Source organism: Akkermansiaceae bacterium, from assembly GCA_017798145.1.
GTDB lineage: Bacteria > Verrucomicrobiota > Verrucomicrobiia > Verrucomicrobiales > Akkermansiaceae > Luteolibacter.
This window is the reverse complement of sequence record CP059069.1, coordinates 1,948,285-1,967,087: the sequence shown is the minus strand read 5'-3', so window position 1 is coordinate 1,967,087 and position 18,803 is coordinate 1,948,285. Positions and strand designations below refer to the sequence as shown.

At 60.3% G+C, this 18,803-nt stretch carries 11 protein-coding genes and 1 pseudogene; 11 read left to right on the top strand and 1 reads right to left on the bottom strand.

Features of this window, described 5'->3' with window-relative positions:
* Positions 1-81 precede the first annotated feature (81 nt).
* The gene (locus HZ994_08335; protein ID QTN32335.1) at positions 82-1,149 is read right to left on the bottom strand and encodes a substrate-binding domain-containing protein; all 1,068 of its coding nucleotides are present in this window, start codon (positions 1,147-1,149) and stop codon (positions 82-84) included.
* Positions 1,150-1,287: 138 nt separating this feature from the next.
* Here HZ994_08335 and HZ994_08330 point away from each other — a divergent pair, with 138 nt between their 5' ends.
* The 11 genes and pseudogenes from HZ994_08330 to HZ994_08280 all read left to right on the top strand — a co-directional run bounded on the left by HZ994_08330 (position 1,288) and on the right by HZ994_08280 (position 18,645).
* Positions 1,288-2,025, top strand: a complete 738-nt coding sequence (locus tag HZ994_08330) for a hypothetical protein (protein QTN32334.1) — start codon at positions 1,288-1,290, stop codon at positions 2,023-2,025.
* 134 nt (positions 2,026-2,159) lie between these two features.
* The gene (locus HZ994_08325) at positions 2,160-5,771 is read left to right on the top strand and encodes an Ig-like domain-containing protein (protein ID QTN32333.1); all 3,612 of its coding nucleotides are present in this window, start codon (positions 2,160-2,162) and stop codon (positions 5,769-5,771) included.
* Between the two features lie 39 nt (positions 5,772-5,810).
* A pseudogene (locus HZ994_08320) lies at positions 5,811-6,041 on the top strand (twin-arginine translocation signal domain-containing protein).
* The gene (locus HZ994_08315; protein QTN34347.1) at positions 5,940-6,704 is read left to right on the top strand and encodes an SGNH/GDSL hydrolase family protein; all 765 of its coding nucleotides are present in this window, start codon (positions 5,940-5,942) and stop codon (positions 6,702-6,704) included. Before HZ994_08320 ends, HZ994_08315 begins: the two are co-directional and overlap by 102 nt.
* Before the next feature lie 636 nt (positions 6,705-7,340).
* Positions 7,341-8,042, top strand: a complete 702-nt coding sequence (locus HZ994_08310; protein ID QTN32332.1) for a PEP-CTERM sorting domain-containing protein — start codon at positions 7,341-7,343, stop codon at positions 8,040-8,042.
* Positions 8,043-8,138: 96 nt separating this feature from the next.
* Positions 8,139-9,215 carry a hypothetical protein gene (locus HZ994_08305; protein ID QTN32331.1) on the top strand — a complete coding sequence of 359 codons (1,077 nt, stop codon included), beginning with the start codon at positions 8,139-8,141 and terminating at the stop codon, positions 9,213-9,215.
* Positions 9,216-9,330: 115 nt separating this feature from the next.
* Positions 9,331-11,697: an Ig-like domain-containing protein gene (locus HZ994_08300; GenBank protein QTN32330.1), complete on the top strand. Its 2,367-nt coding sequence runs from the start codon at positions 9,331-9,333 to the stop codon at positions 11,695-11,697.
* A gap of 13 nt (positions 11,698-11,710) precedes the next feature.
* Positions 11,711-12,427 carry an SGNH/GDSL hydrolase family protein gene (locus HZ994_08295; GenBank protein ID QTN32329.1) on the top strand — a complete coding sequence of 239 codons (717 nt, stop codon included), beginning with the start codon at positions 11,711-11,713 and terminating at the stop codon, positions 12,425-12,427.
* Between the two features lie 41 nt (positions 12,428-12,468).
* Entirely contained in the window at positions 12,469-13,284 is an 816-nt protein-coding gene (locus HZ994_08290; GenBank protein QTN32328.1) for a hypothetical protein, read from the top strand.
* 31 nt (positions 13,285-13,315) lie between these two features.
* Entirely contained in the window at positions 13,316-15,715 is a 2,400-nt protein-coding gene (locus tag HZ994_08285) for a HEAT repeat domain-containing protein (protein QTN32327.1), read from the top strand.
* An 11-nt stretch (positions 15,716-15,726) separates the two neighbouring features.
* Complete coding sequence (locus HZ994_08280) at positions 15,727-18,645, top strand: hypothetical protein (GenBank protein QTN32326.1); 2,919 nt, start codon at positions 15,727-15,729, stop codon at positions 18,643-18,645.
* The last annotated feature ends 158 nt before the right edge of the window (positions 18,646-18,803 follow it).

Sequence of the window (18,803 nt, the reverse complement as noted above, 5' to 3'; positions counted from 1 at the left end):
GTGCCATCCTTTCAGATCACCCGTCTCGAAGCCATGCTCAACGAACTCAACAACGCCCGCTGGAAGTTCCCGGTCGGCACCTCACCTTGGAGCTGCTCCGATCGTCCCGCCAAGCACCAGCCTGACCTTTTCATTGTGCTTGCGACGGTCATCCTTTCCCCTGCTGATTCTTTCAGCCCATCTCACCACCTGATTGATCACAGGGCGCGCATCCCATGTGATGTGTGTGACCTCCGGGTCGCACCAATCGAAGGATTCGATCCAGTCGGTGCAGGCCAGTGAAACATCGTCGGGTGCTGACAGCCCGATCCGGGAAAGATGCTGCAGCACGGCGACGCACAGCACCGGCTGATCCACGATCAACGCCGACGGGGGGGTGTGCATGAATAGGGAATCCAGAATCCTGCGTAACTCTTTCGGGCTGTCACCCCAGTCCGGGAGGTTGTAGGGACCGGTCGATATGCCACGCTCTTCAAGGCGGTCGAGAAAGAGCTGTTCAAGATAGGCGGGGTTCGGCTTGCGCCGCTCTTCACGGGCAAGAATCACGATCCGGTGATGCCCCAGATCCACCAGCCGATCCGCCAGTTCGATCAACGCATCCGACTTTCGTAGCGCCGCACTTGGCAGCGAAACCCGACTGCTACGCCCGAAAAGGGCAAAAGCCGGCGTATCCTGCCCGGCGAACCATTGCAGCACGTCGCGGGAAGCCGAAACCACCACCCAGGCATCGGCCTCCGTCGCACCAACGAAGCGAGCGACTCTCTTCGTATTCATTTTGAGATCGTGAAGCGACTTTTCAGCAAAAACCACCTCATGCCCGGCATCCTGCAGCCGATGCAAAAGATTCACGTGATAGCTCACCGATTTTTCGGCTTCCTCATAAAGCAGGATCACGATCCGCAATACACGGGGCTTGGCGACTCCCTCCCTGAGGGTGATCTGACGCCGCTTGCCCGGGCCGGGCGATACCAGCATTCCCTCCTTTGTCAGTCGCTCCACCGCCTCTTCAACCGTCCACTGGCTGCAACCCAGCTCATCGGCAAGCTTCTTGCGCCCGGGCAGTGTTTTTCTCCAGCGCCCCTCCGCCATGCCACGCCGCAGTTGATCGGTGACTTGATCGGTGAAAGTGCACAGCGCTTTTTTTGCCATGAGGTAAACCTGCTAGGAAAACATACAGGTTTCAATGAAAAAAAGAATTGCCATCGGGGTCGGCATCATGCTGTATAACAGATATATTAAGCCTACAGACAGATGCACTGTCCGAACTAACAGTAAACAGACAAACAAATGAAAAAATTCCTCATACCTCTTGCTGCAGCCACCGCGTTCGCAGGATCTTCCGCACAGGCAGCTGTCATCAACCTAACCGACCTCGTCGTCACACCTAACGGCACCACCACTGTTACAGGACAAAGCACCAATGTCCAAACGGCCAATGGAGGTAATAAAATTCTGCGGGTAGCTAACGGTACGGAACGGGCATACGTTGTGACCACCTTCAACTTCGGCACAGGCACCCTAGCTAACATCGGTGTTGGATTTGATTCAGCTTTCACTGTTGGGGACACTGCCCCAAATCGCATGGGAACCTTAGTTAGGGACTCAGGCACCAACAACTTCACGATCGCCGGTGGTTCCACCCAGCCAGCCCTGAGTATCGGGGCTCTTGCAGGCACAAGCATTACCATCCTCATGAAGTATGACTACGATGTTAATCGTACAGCTGCCAACGCCGATGACACCGTTGTCAGCTTTTGGATCAACCCAACGGGTTCGAGCCTTGAGTCAGCGCCCGACCTTGTTTCGAATAAGTGGAACTCCAGTGAATTCATCGGACTCGTCCAATACGTCCAAAACGATAGCACCCCCGGAACCGCTGGTGATTCTTCAATCACCGACACCACACTCCTTACCCTTACTGACGCCACCTTTGCAAATGCCCTTGCCCTAGCCACCATCCCCGAGCCTTCCGCCGCGCTTCTCGGCGGTCTCGGTCTCCTCGCGCTCCTGCGTCGCCGCCGCTAATCGTTTTTTCGCGATTTTTCCCAAAGCCGCTGCATGTTCCATGCGGCGGCTTTTTTTCGCCCTGCATCCATGCTCCGACCCAACGGATGCGATTCAGCAACGAACTCACAGCCTTTTTGAAATTACCAATCCGCATGAAATCCAAAACCCGTTTTCTTCCCGCCCTGCTCCTCGCGTTCGCCGCGATGGTTTCTTCCGCATCCGCGGGAATTTTCCCGTTTGCCGATTTCACCCGGGCAGCCGGTGGGGCGAGCACCACCGCCACCCACGATTTCAGCCCCAACGAGGGCTGGGGTGGCACGCCTCCCAACACCACTTCCGGAACCGTCTATCTGAAGGCGACCGTGAGTTGGACGGCCACGGCATCCAACATCGGGACTTTCAATGTGCGGTTCAACCAGAGTGACGATGCCGGTGCTCCGCGTCTCGGAATGGGGAAAACGGGCGGTGCGGGGACAGGTTTCGAGTTCATCACCGCGAACATCACCACGGATCCGGATGGGACAGGCCCTGCCACGGCCAGGCCGGCCATCACCCCGGTGAACGCGTCCACGAAGACCTCGGTCACCCTGGTGATGAAGGTGGATCATTCCAAAGCAAACACCTCTCCCGGCGGGGACTACTGGTTTGCCGATCAAGGCAAACAAAGCGGTGCTTTGGGCTTCCTGTGGATCGACCCCAACCTAGCCGCCAGCGAGGCGAGCCAGTTCACGCCCTGGGCCGCCTGGCGCAGCGGCAACGCTTCCTATTCCGGCGTTTCATTCATCACAGACACGGATGCGGTCGATCTGAACTTTTCAAACATCGTCCTCTACACAGGCGGTGATACGCCGTTTTCGGCGACGCCCGCAGTCGCTGATCCCGCGACCTCCACCGTATCCGCCACACCCGCCGCCGTGCCTGCCGATGGCATCTCCACCTCCACCATCACCGTCACCCTCCGCGATGCGGGGAACCTGCCGCTTGCCGGGAAACAGGTTTCTCTGGCGAGCAATGGCAGCGCAATGATCGCGACAACCAACAACATCAGCGATGCCAACGGGCGGGTGTTTTTCACCGTCAAGTCCGGCAGCGCCGGAACGGAAACCTTCACCGCCACCGATGTGACCGACGGCAACCTGGTCATCACGCAAACCGCGAGCGTGGAGTTTCAGGAGGTGGTTCCGGTTGGCCCGGTGGATGCGGGGAACTCGAGCGTCGTCGCTTCCTCGGCAAGCGTTCCCGCGAACGGGATCGCAACCTCGACCATCACGGTCACCCTCAGGGACGGCAACGGAACTTTGATCGTGGGCGAGGGGGTTTCCTTGGCGGCCAGTCCGTCGGGGGCGGCCATCACTCCGTCCGGTTCGCAGGCAACGGGTGCCAACGGCCAGGCGGTCTTCGTTGTCAGCTCGGGCGCGGTCGGAACCGTGACGTTTTCCGCAACCTCCTCCACCGACAACACGACGGTCACCCAAACCGCCGATGTGGATTTCGTGGATCCGGCGACGGCCACCGCCTACAACGTGAAATTTCTCGATGAAGGCCAGGCCAACGTGACGGGACTCGTCGGCGTGGCGGGTGGTTCGGGGGAAACATGGAATCAGGGCATCATGTCGGCCAGCTCCCTGCTCGATACCACGGGCAATCCCTCCACCGTCAGTGTCTCCGGGCTGGGCAACGACGGACGCACCATTCCGGGTGCCACGCTCAGCGTCTTCAACGGTTGCCGCGGGTTCTTCGGCAAGGGACAGGACACCACCATGTCGATCACCGGGCTCACTCCCGGGTCGTCCTACGACCTCTACATCTATGCCCTCGGCAACAACAGCGGCGCCTGGGGCAACATCGCTGACACCGAGCGGACGGCGGGGGATTTCGTCACCACCAACACGGTGAACGGAAACAGCCAGTCCCAATGGATCGACAACGGAAAAGCCGGCACCAACGGCAACAGCTTCCTCATCAACGGCAACTACGTGGTGTTCCAGTCCATCGTTGCCGACGGCTCGGGCAATATCTCGGTTCTCGTGGATGCCTATGACGGTCTTGACGGAGTTTCCGGCAACGGGGACGGCGACTGCCGCCTCTACGTCAACGGGATCCAGATCCGCCCTGCCAGCGGCACGAGCGTTGACTACGCCGCCTGGCGCGAAACCTATTATCCGGAGCTCGGCCTGCCCGATGAGGATGACGATGGCGATGGCTTCAGCAATGGATACGAGCATATCTTCGGGCTCAATCCGGACGATTCCTCATCGACCAGCCCGTATCCCACAAGCCTCGATGCCGGATCAGGCACCTTCAGCTACACACGGCGCAACCGGGCGCTGATCAACATGAACTACAAGGTGTGGTATTCGACCGATCTTGTGCAGTGGTCCGAGGACAATGCGGCGAACCAGTTGCCCGTGTCCGTGACGAACGGTGTGGAAACGATGGCCGTCAGGATCGACCCCTCGCTGCTCAGCGAAACCAAGCTGTTCGTGCAGGTGAGAGCGACACCAATCACCCAGCTCGATGTGGAGCCTGCGCTGGTCAACCTGTGGGGAAGCGGGAACACGATCACCCTGCTGTTCTCGGAACCGATGAATGCGTCCTCCGCCTCCAATTCGGCGAATTACAGCGTGACACAGGATGGAGCTGGCACCTTGAACGTGACCAACGCGACGCTGAACCCGGGCGGCGGCAGCGTCACCCTCACCCTTGGCTCTTCGCTTGGAACCGACACCGGATACACGGTGGGCATCGACAGGGTGACCAGCACCACCGGCCAATCGATCGGCAGCGGGGTCAGCCGCCAGTTCCGCACCTGGGACGACAACCCGACGGGCATCAAGGTCTTCATCCTCGCCGGACAGTCGAACATGGTCGGCTTCGGTGAAACGGAACGGGGCAACGGAAATGTCAACGGAGCCATCGGCAGCCTGCGTTACCTCGCACTCAACAACGCTTCGTTTCCGGAATACGACTACACCTCCCTGCTCGTGAATCCCGCAAATCCCAGCAGCGCTTTCAGAACCCGCGACGACGTGAAGATCTGGTATCGGGACGGCGGCAACGGCAATCTCGGCGGTGCCGTCCTGAAAGGCGACCTCGGGCCGCCATTCAAGGGACGGGACTCCGGCAAGATCGGGCCGGAATTCGCCTTCGGCCAGGTTCTCGGCGACTACTATGCCTCGGATGGTGTGCTGATCATCAAATGTGCCTGGGGCGGGCGCGATCTCGCGGAGAAATTCCGTCCGCCGAGCGCCGTGGCCAAGCGCGGCGGGCAGGTGGGCGATTTCTACAACGCGATCATCGAGTATTCGCGCCAAGTGCTCAACAACCTCGATACGGAATTTCCGGAATGGTCTGGCAAAGGCTATGAAATTGTCGGTTTCGCATGGCACCAAGGCTACAACGACCGGATCAGCACCGCCTTTTCCGCCGAGTACAAGGACAACCTGCCCGATCTGATCGGCGACCTGAGAGGCCTTTTCAACAAACCGGGCGCGCCCTTCGTGATCGCCAGCACGGGGATGGCGACCGGAGCTGCGGAGCCCCCTCCATACGCCGGTTACAGCGCCGTCGAAAAAGCCCAGCTCTGGGTGGCCGGTGTGCCCCGGCCTGCCAACGTCCTCTCGACGGATACACGTCCTTTCGCGAGATCCGTCGCAGACTCCCCGACCGACCAGGGTTTCCACTGGAACCAGAACGGCGAGACCTACTTCCGCATCGGCAAGGCCTTGGGCGATGATATGGTGGACCTGCTCTCGGCGCCGTGATCAGATCGGATCACCTCTTTCAATGCAGTGTTCGGGCGGATGGCGTGGAGCGTAGCGAAGCGCTGGCGACAAATCCAAGCTCATCGCATCTGGCTCGAGGCAGATCTGGATTCTTTGAGTTGTCTTTCCAATCATAGTAATAAAACCGTGTCAGATAGTAAAAATCCCATGAAAGAAAATCCAAATAACTTGTCGGCGGGCTTTTCCCGCAGAGATGTCCTGAAGGGAACTTTGGCTCTTGGTGGCGGCGGCGTCCTCGCCTGCTCGCTTGCCCACGGGGCGCCCGTAAGTCCCTCCCCACTAAAGCTCATAGAGGGTAATGTGATCCTTTTCCAAGGCGACTCGATCACCGATGCTGGCCGGAAAAAGGACATTCTCGAGCCGAATGACGGTGGAGCGCTGGGGAACGGCTACGCCGCAATGATCGCCGGCGAGATGCTCGCCGACTATCCGGATCTGGATCTCCGGTTCTACAATCGCGGTATCAGCGGAAACAAGGTGCCGGATCTCGCGGCGCGTTGGGAAGAGGATACAATCAATCTTAAACCATCCGTCCTCAGCATCATGGTCGGCATCAACGACCTCTGGCACACGGTCGCGTTCGGCTCCAAATACAAAGGGACGGTCAAGGATTATGAGGATGGCTTCCGGCGCTTGATCGAGCAGTCGCTTGCCGCGATCCCGGGAGTGCGCATCATCATCTGCGAGCCCTTCGAACTTCGCAAATGGGCGGAATTCGACGCATACCGGAAGGTAGCCAGGAAACTTGCCGATGACATGAACCTGACATTTGTTCCCTTCCATGAGATCTTTACAAAAGCCGCCGAATCGAAAGGCACCGACGGAAAATTCTGGGCTTGGGACGGGATACACCCATCCATCGCCGGTCACACACTGATGCGCAGGGCATGGCGAGAAGCCGCAGGGCTTTAGTCACGATGGGCTTCCAGCACCTGCACGCTGATCAACGGAACTCTCGGTGCGGGAGTGTTCGCCGGGTTGGCAAATAATGGCTCAGGCACGAATGGCACGGGATTAAGCCGTCTTTCGTGAAATAGGCAGGGACGGCAATCCTTGCCGTCCATATCTCGCGGCGCTTCACATGGAAAGGAACCGATGGGATCCCACAAGCCGTCAGATATGGACGTTTTGGAAAAACGTCCCTGCCTTCTTGGCTTAATCCCGTGCCGTTCAGCTCAGGCACCGCATTTGACCTCGGCGGCGGGCGCAGCGCCTACTCACGGCAAGGGAGCCTGAATCTGGTCGTCCAGACCATACCCGAGCCCTCTGCAGCCCTTCTCGGTGCAAATGGTTTTTTGGCACAGCCTTCGCCACCGCAAACATCAGCCCCACCCGGCCACGCAGCATGGAATCCCGGATCCTAGCCGTCTCCGTCTCATACTATCGTGGGACTAGGCGAAATCAGGCGCATCTGCACGATCACCCCATTCGGGCCGCAACATTCCATCGCCAGCGGCTGCATATCACCGACCAACTCCAACGAATTCCCTCCGGTCAAGGAATGTGAACTTTCACCGCCTTCATTCAAACCAAGAACCAAACCAAATCATGAAACTCCATCACAAATTCGCCCTCCTCATTTTCGCCCCGGCACTTCTCACCCCTATGAGCTCCGCGGCCACCGTGATCATCGACGGGACAGCACCGGGTTACACGAATAACGGAAGCTTTGAAACAACGACGGGCTGGCAAGGAAACGAGACAACGGTGACCAATCTTGGCACCAACTTGGGAATCACAAGAAACGTCCAATACCGGACGGCTAACGGCACGCCGACGGATGGAATCACGTATGCGGTGATCGGTCAAAACACGGCTAGCGCTACGGGTGTTATGGGCATTTTCCTTAACACCGGTTATGACCTCGTGCTGGGCGACACGTTCAACCTGAGCTTCTGGCATGGGAGCCACAGCGCTGCATCCTCGGGCTTGTCCATCAACTGGCAATTGTTCACCTCGACCACAGGCACCGAAACCGGTGTCGTGCAAGACGTGGTTGCCTTCGGTTTTGTCAGCGGCTCGGCTACAAACGTCCAGGAGATACAGGCCGGTATCGGCAGCGTCACCGGCGCTTCCGCGGGCAAACGACTATTTCTCTCCTTTACTCCGTCAGGCAGCAATGGCCAGTTTGCGATGCTTGACGAGATCAATCTCACCGTCATCCCCGAGCCGTCTTCCGCGGGCTTGCTCGGTCTCGCCGGTACCTGCTTGCTTTTGCGCCGCAGGCGTGCCTCTTTGGTTCCGGAGTAAATTGGCGGAAAGCCCTGAATGCCAGGTGGCATTGGTTCGCTGCAACGGATGGGCGGAATCTTTCTTCCGCCCCATATGCACACACCCTTTTCCAATATGAGAAACAGACCAAGCATCCACACCCTCATCGCCTTCGCACTTGCGGCGGGCTCCGCCCTCGCCATCCCCGCCCCGAAATGGGACAACGACCCCAAGGGCATCAAGGTCTTCATTCTCGCCGGGCAGTCGAACATGGTCGGCTACGGCAAGACCGAAGACGGCGGCAATCCGGAGTGGAAGCCCGGCGACAAGACCACGCCCAAGGAAATCAAGGGCGGTGTCGGATGCCTGCGCTACATGGCGATCCACAAGGACAAGCATCCCGAATACGACTACGCCTCGCTTTTGGTCGATCCCAGCCAGCCCGAAACCAGCCCGTGGAAAACCCGCAGCGATGTGAAGGTATGGTGGCGAAACGGCCACAGCGGCAAGTTGGGTGGTGAGATCCGCAAGGGCGACCTCGGCCCCCCGTTCCAAGGCGGCAGCCCCAGTTGGTTCGGCCCCGAGTATGGATTCGGCCAAGTGATCGGCGACTTCTACAGGAATGACGACGTGCTCCTCATCAAGACGGCCTGGGGTGGTCACTCGCTCAATGGAAACTTCCGCTCGCCCACCATGGTTGAAAAACGTGGTAGCGAAATTGGTGCCTCCTATCTGGCCATGATCGAATACACCCGCGAATGCCTCGACAACCTGGGTGAGCATTTTCCCGAGTGGAAGGGAAAGGGCTATCAGATCGTCGGCTTCGGCTGGCATCAGGGTTTCAATGACCGCGTCAGCAAGACCGATGCCCCTCTCTACAAGGACAACCTCCCCGACTTCATCGCGGATGTCCGCAAGGAGTTCGCCAATCCCAACCTGCCTTTCGTGATCGCCAGCACGGGCATGGGCAACAAGGAGGGTTCCCAGGAACAGCCGCCCTTCACCGGCTACAGCGAGGTGGAAAGGGCCCAGCTCTGGGTAGCCGGTGTGGACAAGCCCGCCAACGTGCTCTCCATCGACACCCGTCCCTTCGGCCGCGACCCGCAGAACGCCGTCAGCACCATGGGCCACCACTGGAACCACAGCGGCTACAGCTACTTCATGGTCGGAAAGTCCCTTGGCGAAAACATGGTCAAGCTTCTCTCGCGGTGATCGGATTTCCGTTGGCGGCTTCTGCGGCACAAAGCGCAGGTAGCGCAGTAGCATCATAAGACGATCCGATGAATGGCAAGGTGGTGAATCTCATTGCTGTATGTTGCACACGACTATGAACAAAACCCGAAACACCATCCTGCTCCTGATCGGCACCATCGCCATTTGCCCCGGTGAACTCCTGGTCTACGAGCCTTTCGATTACAAACCGCACAACGACGAAATTGCGGGTCGCCTGGAAAGCCGCAATGGCGGCCTAGGTTTCGGCGAAGGCTGGAAGGACACCACCGGCGCTGAGGGTTTTGCATTTGTTTACGATCAGCGCGGCAACCCGGAAGATCTCTATGCCGGGGACTGGGGTGCAGGCGAGCCCGCTTGGGACGGGGTGGTCGACAACCTGCCCACGATGGGCGGTTACGTCGGCATTTCGGATTGGGACAGGACAGGTGCACCCCATTCCACCCGCAAGCTGGCCCGCAGCGCCGGGGAGATGGCGAAGGGCAATGGCGGGGTGCTGTGGCTGAGCGCCGTTTGGCACATGCCCAACCAATCCTTCTTCCCACCCGTGGGCATCGCGCTGGCCTCGGATGAGAGCGGCTTCAAGGACCGGGCGATTGCGATGGATGGACAAGCGGATGCCATCGGCGCCGGCAACGGCCGCAATTTCCGGGAACGGAAGCGCCTGAATCCGGTCATCTGGAAGGAGGGCGAGGAAGTGGCAGGAGCCCCCGGCAGCAACATCGATGGCAAGAAGGACAACATCGTCATCCTCAAGTTCGAGTTCGGGGAAACCGACAAGGTGAGCACCTGGTATTTCACCGAGGATCAGGAAATGACCGAGTCTGCGTTTGACGAAAATGCCGCCTCGTGCAGCTCGGACATCGACGAGAACACGCTCGACGTCCTCACCATCTGCACGATCCTCCCGCAGAATGCGATCGACGAAATCCGCATCGGAACCGATTTCAAAAGCGTGATCAGCGGCAGCATACCTGCCCGGCGGGAGGTGAAGATCACCAAGCAGCTCCACGACCCCAAGACCGACCGCTATTACCTCGAGTGGTCGTCGAACCCCGGCGAAACCTACGGCATCTATGTCGTCGAAGAGACGGACGGATACAAGCCATGTGTGGCCGCAGCCGTCGAGGCGGCCAAGGACAAGGGAACCACCACCTTCGGCCCGTTCGCCAACCCCATCAAAGGCAACGGCAAACTGCGGTTTGAGATCGGCTTTCCCGACACCACCCCGCCGACCATCGGGCGGGTCTGGGGCAGCGGCACGAAGGTCAGCCTGATCTTCAGCGAGCCGATGATGCCGACCACCTCGCTATCTCCGTCCAACTATGCCGTCACTGAGGATGGCGGCCGGCAGCTGGCCGTGGAATCCGCCGCCTTCGATCCGGAAAGCGGATCGGTCACGCTGACCACGAAGGAAGCGCTCAAGCCCGACACGGCTTACACCGTTTCCACCCGCAGCCTGACCGACCTCGCCAACCATCCCCTTGTGGAGCCGCAGGCCTCGCTGCGCACCTGGGACGATGATCCGAAAGGCATCAAGGTCTTCATCCTGTCGGGCCAGTCGAACATGGTCGGCTACGGGCACACGGAGGAAGGCCAGAACAATGAGGTCGGTGGCGTCGGCACATTGAGATATCTCGCGATGCATGATTCCGAATATCCGGAATTCGATTACAGCTCGCTGCTGGTCGATCCCAAGGAGCCCGCCACGAGCGGGTGGAAGACCCGCAGCAATGTCAAACTGTGGTGGAGAAATGGAGCGAATGCCCAATACGGCGGCGCGATTTTCAAGGGCGACCTCGGGCCCTTGACCAGCAACGGCAGATGGTTCGGCCCCGAGTTCGGATTCGGGCAGGTCATCGGCGACCACTACAAGGGCGAAGATGTGCTCCTCATCAAGCCCTCGTGGGGCGGCCACAACCTGGTCAGCCAGTTCCGCTCGCCGAATGCGGTTGCGAAGCGCGGCGGTGCGATCGGCCCCTCCTATATCGAGATGTTCAAGGATGTGCAGGAAGTCCTCTTCAATCTTGATAAGGAGTTTCCCGAATGGAAAGGCCGCGGCTACCAGATCGTCGGATTTGCATGGCACCAAGGCACCAGCGACAAGGCCCCGGACAAGGTCGCGGACGAATACAAGCTCAACCTCCCCGATTTCATCAGCTCCGTGCGGTCGGAATTCGGCAAGCCCGGGCTGCCTTTCGTGATCGCCACCACGGGCATGGATTACGGTGGCGAATCCAGCGACCCTCCGTATGAGAATTACCATGCGGTGGAGAAAGCCCAGCTTTGGGTCGCTGGCGTCGAGAGGCCTGCGAACGTCCTGTCCGACGATACGCGGAAATATTTCGAGCCACCCGAAACCTCCCCGAGAAACCAGGGCTTCCACTGGAACGGCAATGCCCGCAGCTATTTCCGCGTCGGCAAAGGCCTGGGGGACAACATGGTGGAACTCCTCACAAAATGATGAACCCAGGAAGATGATTGCGCTCAATCCCAAAGCATTTGTAACGACGGTCATCGTCCTCTCCGCAGTGTTCTGCCGCGCCGGGGAACCTTCCAGGCTCGTCACCAACCTCGAAGCAGGCAGGAAGCAGGTGGTCGTCGCTTACGGAACGAGCCTGACGGCCGGCGGTGCGTGGGTCGGACAGATGAAGGAAGTTTTGGACAAGCGTTTCCCCGGTCTGGCAACCGTCATCAACAGCGGAGGCTCAGGCCAATGGTCGGAATGGGGTGTCAGAAACCTCGACGGGAAGGTCATCCGAAACAAGCCGGACACCGTGTTCATCGAGTTCTCCATCAACGACAGCGTCGAGCGTTTCAAGGGAACCGTGGAGATCGCCAAGGCGAACCTCGAGACCATGATCGCGCGAATCCTCAGGGAAAACCCCGACTGCGAGATCATCCTCATGACAATGACTCCCGGCGACAAGCATCCGGAAGGCCACAGGTCTTACAGGAAGGACATCGCGGCGCATTACGAAATGTACCGATCCGTCGCCGAACAGAAAGGGCTGCTTCTCATCGATCATTACCCGAAGTGGAAGGATGTGCAGGCCAAGGACGGGACTCTGTTTCTTGAATATGTGCCGGATGCCATCCACCCCACGGCAAAGGGCTGCGCGGAAGTGGTGACCCCGGCCATCCTGGATGCCTTGGGCCTTCGGGAAAACAAGGTGAAAGCTGTCATCCAATGATGTGACTGCACCCGGTTCATTTCCCTGACTATCCTGATTTCATGAGACACCACAAGTTTCCCGAGTTTCCCGCAATCCGCATCGCGGCTGTACTGGCCTTGTTCGCATGGATGGCACCTGCCGGGGCGCAGCCCATGCCCTGGGAAGATCCCGCCTACGAGACCGACATCCCCGCCACGATGGCGGAGTCCCGACCCGGCAAGAACGAGGATCCCAAGAGCTGGACCGAATGGCTCAGGCACCATGAGGATCGCAAGCGCTGGTGCACGGAAAAGGATGTCGATCTGCTGATGGTCGGCGATTCCATCATCTTCGAGTGGCGCCGCGTCGGCAGGCAGGTGTGGGAGGAGTTCTACGGCAAGCGCAACACGGTGAACATCGGCTCCAGCGGCGACCAGACCCAGCACATGCTCTGGCATTTCCAGAACGGCGGGCTGGATGGCATGAAAGACCGCAATCCGAAGCTCGTGGTGATGATGATCGGCACCAACAACCGGGGTGAGCCGGAAAAGCGCGGAGAGGACACGGCCTACGGCATCCTCGCGCTGCTCAAGGAGATCCATGCAAAGCTCCCCGAATCAAAGATCCTGCTGATGCCGATTTTCCCCCGTGGTGATACGCCCGAGGATCAAGGCCGCATCCGCAATGCCGAGATCAACAAGATCATTCAGACCTACGTGGACAAGAAGACGGTCCACTGGCTTGATATCGGTCACGTATTTCTCGATGATGAGGGAAAGCTAAACCGCGCCCTCATGCCGGACGGCCTGCATCCCAACCTCGAGGGCTACCGCGTCTGGGCTCAGGCGATGGAACCCACGATCCGGAAGTTCCTCGGTGAAGAGGCTTCCAAATAAAATACCTAATCAGCATCCAAAACACGAAAGCATGAAAATCAACAAAACATCCCTCGGCATCCTATTGCTGGGGCTGCTCATCGGCGGTTCGCTGGCAGCCGCTCCCGCACCGCTACCCAACCCCGATTTCACCAAGGGCGAACCGGTTCCCGAGGGCGCGACGAAGGATTGGAATCTCGGTGCGACCGGTGCGCGAGGCTGGATGCACACCCAAGGGGGCCGAACTGTCGAAGCCCGTCAGGTGCTGATCACCAAGGTGGCCCCGGGTTCACCGGCCGATGGCGTGCTGGCTCCAGGCGATGTGATCCTCGGCGTCGCGGGCAAGCCGTTTTCCCACGATCCCCGCCAGGAATGGGGCAAGGCTCTGACCGCCGCCGAGGGAGCCGATGGCAAATTTTCCCTCTCCCGCTGGCGTGCCGGCAAGACCGATGCGGTGACGCTCAATCTGCCGGTGCTCGGCAGCTACAGCCCCACCGCCCCCTATGATTGCGCAAAATCGAAGCTCATCCTCGCGCAAAGCAGCGAGGCGCTCGCAAAACGTATGGAGCGGCCGGATTACAAGGAGAACGCGATTTCCCGCTCGCTCAATGCGCTCGGCCTGCTGGCCACCGGTGATCCGAAATACCTTCCCCTGATCAAAAGGGAAGCGGAGTGGGCGGCGGCCTATGCGGAGGGCGGATACCAAGCGTGGTGGTATGGCTATGTCACCGTGTTTCTCGCGGAATACGCGCTGGCCACCGGCGACGAGTCGGTTCTGCCCGGCCTGCGGCGGATCGCGCTGGAATCCGCCAAGGGCCAGAGCCGCGTCGGTTCCTGGGGGCACCGGTTTGCCATGCCCGATGGCCGCCTTTTCGGCTACGGCATGATGAACTCGCCGGGGATTCCATTGACCGTCGGGCTGGTGTTGGCGCGTGAGGCGGGGGTCGATGATCCGGAGGTGGCCATGGCGATCCAGCGCAGCACCAACCTGTTGCGCTTCTTCGTCGGCAAGGGATCCGTTCCATACGGCGATCATCCACCGTTCATGCTAGGCCATGAGGACAATGGCAAATGCGGCATGGCGGCGGTGCTGTTCGACCAACTCGGTGAAAAGGAAGGGACGGAATTTTTCGCGAAAATGAGCACCGCCGCCCACGGCAACGAGCGCGACCAAGGGCATACCGGAAACTTTTTCAACATGACCTGGGCCATGCCGGGGGTGTCTCGCGCCGGTTCCCACGCGACGGGTGCATGGATGGAGGAATTCGGCGCCTGGTATTTCGATCTCGCCCGCAGCTGGGACGGGAGTTTCCCCCACCAGGGGCCGGCCCAAGCCCGCGACGACTCCTATGGCAAATGGGATGCCACCGGCGTTTACCTCATCGCCTATGCCATGCCTCTCAAGAAGCTGCGGCTCACCGGCAGCAAGCCGTCCACCATGCCGCCCCTGGAGGCCGGAGCCGCCCGGCAGGTGGTTCTCGATGGCCGCGGATTCACCGGCTACGGCCCATTCACCGCCTATGACGGCTTGCCTCCCGATGTCCTCATCGATCTGCTGGCGAACTGGTCTCCGATCGTGCGCACCCGCGCCAGCGCCGCCATCGCACGCCGGGGCGACATGACCGTCGAACCGCTGATCCAGCTGCTCGACTCCCCTTCCGTCGAAGCGCGCCTCGGTGCCTGTGAAGCGCTCGCCGCTTTCAGGGATCGCGCCGCCCCCGCCGTGCCGAAACTCCAGGAAGCCCTGCGTGCGGACGATCTCTGGCTCAGGGTGAAGGCGGCGGAAACTCTCAACGCGATCGGAGCACCGGCGATGGTTGCCGTGCCGGAAATGTTGCGGATGGCGACCGCGAAACCCTCGGCATCCGATCCGCGCGGCATGGAACAGCGCTATCTCGTCAAGATGCTGTTCAACCCGCGCGGCGGACTGCTCGGAAGGTCGCTGGATGGGGTGAATCGAGAGCTCCTTTATGGGGTCGTCCGCGCCGGGCTGCAAAACGAGGACGGCCATGCGAGGGGCGCGTTTTCCTCCGTCTATTCAAACCTTTCCTTCGAGGAGCTGCGGCCGCTGATGCCGGTCATTCATCAGGCGATCCTGGATCGCTCCCCCAGCGGTGAAATGTTCGACGGCCAGATCCAGACGGCCGGCCTCGACCTTTTCAGCAAGCACCATGTCAGCGAAGGCATCGGGCTGCTCGCCGATTACGTGCGGACGCAGAAGCCGCATGGCAGCCAGAACACCATCCTCACGCTGCTGGAAATGCTGAAGCGCTATGGCGCCCACGCGCAGCGCGCCATTCCGCAGCTTGAGAAAGCCATCCACTACTTCGAGAACGAGGAGCCTGATTTCCCGAAAGCCCTGAGCCTGCAGAAGGCGGAGGCCGTCCGCAAGGCGATCAAGGAAATCCGCGCCTTGACCGACAAGCCGGACCTCATCGAACTGAGCCTCTGACTTCGGCGCACATGAAAATCAAAACGCTGACCGCACTCCTCGCCTCTTTCCTGGCCGGGTTATCGCATGCCCGTGCCGGACTCTCCGAGGAGGATTTCCGCAACCCTCCTGCCCAAGCGCGACCCGCCGTGCTGTGGACGTGGCTCAACGGCCATGTGGAGGATAAGCAGATCACCCGCGAGCTGGAGGAAATGAAGGCCAAGGGCATACGCGGCGCCATCATCTGGGATCTGGGTGCGCTCACCGATCCGCAGAAAATCATCCCGCACGGCCCGGCGTTTCTCGGGCCGGAATCACTGGGGCATATCCATCATGCGATGGACGAGGCGGAGCGGCTGGGGCTGGAGCTGGGGATGGTGGCGGCAAGCAGCTGGAATTCCGGCGGCCCCTGGATCACGCCGGATGATGCGAGCAAGAAACTGCTCTGGAGCGAGGTGAAGGTGGATGGGCCGCGCGAGTTTTCCGGTGTCCTTCCGCTGCCGGAAAAAGTTGGTTCGGTGTTTCAGGAAATGGCAGTGATCGCTGTGCCGGAAGCGGGGGAAACGATGGTTCTCGATGCGAAGCCCGATGCCGATGGCCGGCTGGCATGGTCGGTGCCCGCCGGTTCGTGGAAGATCATGCGCTTCATCATGAGCAATACGGATGAGGAGCTGAACTGCCCCAGCCCGAACTCAAGCGGCCCGGTCATCGATCACCTGAGCGCGAAGGCGACGCAGGCTCACCTTGACCACATCCTCGACCGCTTGCTGGATGGACGTAAGGATTTCGGGCCACTGACTCACCTGATGCTGGATAGCTACGAAGTCAGGCCGGCGGTGGACTGGACGCCGGATTTCCTGGAAAGTTTCCAAACGGCGAAAGGATACGATGCGCGGCCGTGGCTGCCGGTGCTGGCCGGGGTGACGGTGGCTAGCCCGGAACTCAGCAAGCGTTTCAAGCATGACTACACGAAGATGGTCAGCGACCTGATGATCAAGGATCACTATGCGAAGTCCCGGGAAATCCTCAACGCGCGCGGCCTGAAGCTTCTGGCCGAGGCGGGGCATGGTGGATACGCCCGGGTCGATCCGCTCAAGGCGCTGGGCGCGGCGGACATCCCGATGGGGGAGTTCTGGAACAACCGCAAGAACTGGGTGACCAAGGAGGCGGCGAGCGCTGCTCACATCTATGGGAAAACGCTCGTCAATTCGGAAAGCCTGACCGGCTGGCAGAACTGGCAGGAGGGCCCGGCGGCCTACAAACGGCTCACGGACATCGCCTTTTGCGCGGGGCTGAACCAGATCACCTTCCACACCTTCGCCCATAACCCTCCCTCCGCCGGGCTGCCCGGATATGCCTACCACGCGGGCGAGCATTTCAATGTGAACTCGACCTGGTGGGATCAGTCCGCGCCCATGCTCGCGGACATGTCTCGCAGCAGCCACTTGCTCCAGCAGGGGAAATTCGTGGCGGATGTGGCGGCCTACTACGGCGACGACGCGCCGAACCTGGTGCCGGCGCGGCGGATTTCCCCGACGATCGAATCCCAGTGGGAGGACGACAAATGCGCGCATTGCGGCAGGGATCTGCCGGTGGACCTCTCCACGCTGGGGAATGGCTATGACCATGATTACGTCAACGAGGAGGTGCTGTTAGGGCGGATGGAGTTCCGCGGCGGCAAGCTCATGCTACCGGACGGCATGGGCTACCGGATCCTGGTGCTTCCGAACCGGGAGGCGATTTCCCCTGAGGTTCTGGAAAAGATCGGCGCGCTGGTGAAAGCGGGTGCGACGGTGGTGGGGCGCAAGCCGGAGAGATCCAACAGCCTGCGGGGTTACCCGGAATGCGATGACAGGGTGCGGGCTTTGGCGGCGGAAATCTGGGGGGATTGCGATGGGGAGAAAGTTCGTTCCCACGCCTACGGCAAGGGCAGGGTGTTCTGGAATGTCCCGCTCGATGAGATCCTGGAAGGTATGGGCGTGGCTCCCGATTTCACGGTGGAGGGGATGGAAAACGGCGACAGGCACATCGATTACATTCACCGAGCCACGGAGGAAGAGGATATCTATTTCGTCTCCAACAGCTCGGTGGAGCGGCTGCGGGTGAACTGCAGCTTCCGTGCGGTGCCCGGCCGTGTCCCGAGTCTCTGGCATCCGGAGGATGGCAGCATCACGCCATGCCATCTGTACGAGGAGTCGGATGGGCGCGTCCACCTCTCGCTCGACCTTCCGCCCGCATCCTCCGTGTTTGTCGTGTTCGGCGCCGGGGAAGGTAAGGATCACCTCGTGGAGATCGGGCGGAGGACATACGGCAGCGACCTTTCCGGGCCTGCGGTGGAAATCCTTTCCATGGATGGGGGGAGCCTGCGTGTCCGGGCCTGGCTTCCGGGGGACTACACCTTCAGGACTGCCAAGGGCAGGGCCGGGAAACATCAGCAAGGGGAGGGTGCTTCCGTGCGCGAGATCACCGGGAATTGGGAACTGCTCTTTCCCGGAAACCGGGGTGCGCCAGCATCCGTGACCATGGGGGAACTCACCGACTGGACGGAACATCCAGATCCCGGCGTGAGGTACTTTTCCGGCACCGCGACCTACCGCAAGGCCTTCGATCTCACCGCCGGGATCCCGAAAACCCTTTACCTGGATCTCGGCACAGTGCGGGAGGTGGCGACGGTCAAGGTGAACGGCAAGGATGCCGGGATACTCTGGAAACAGCCATACAGCGCGGACATCGCGCCATTCCTGAAAGCCGGGTCTAACAGCCTGGAGGTTTCCGTCACCAACCTCTGGAACAACCGCATCGTCGGCGACCTCCAGTCCGATGCGGATGCGGACATCACCCGCACCAACCTGCGGAACAAGTTCAGCGCGAAATCCCCGCTCATCCCATCGGGCCTGATCGGGCCGGTGACGCTGCGGACGCCCGTGGATGTGGATGTCAAGCTGGAGTAGTCCTTGAAATTCCCGCGCGGTTCCAAATTTCCTTTGCCAGCCGAGCGGGTGCGGTTACGTTGGCGGCCTACTGCTGTGTCCGACCATTTTGGAAGCTAGCCCGGACCGATGTTAATAATGGGGATCACAACCCGACCGGCGACTGTCATGCCTTCCCA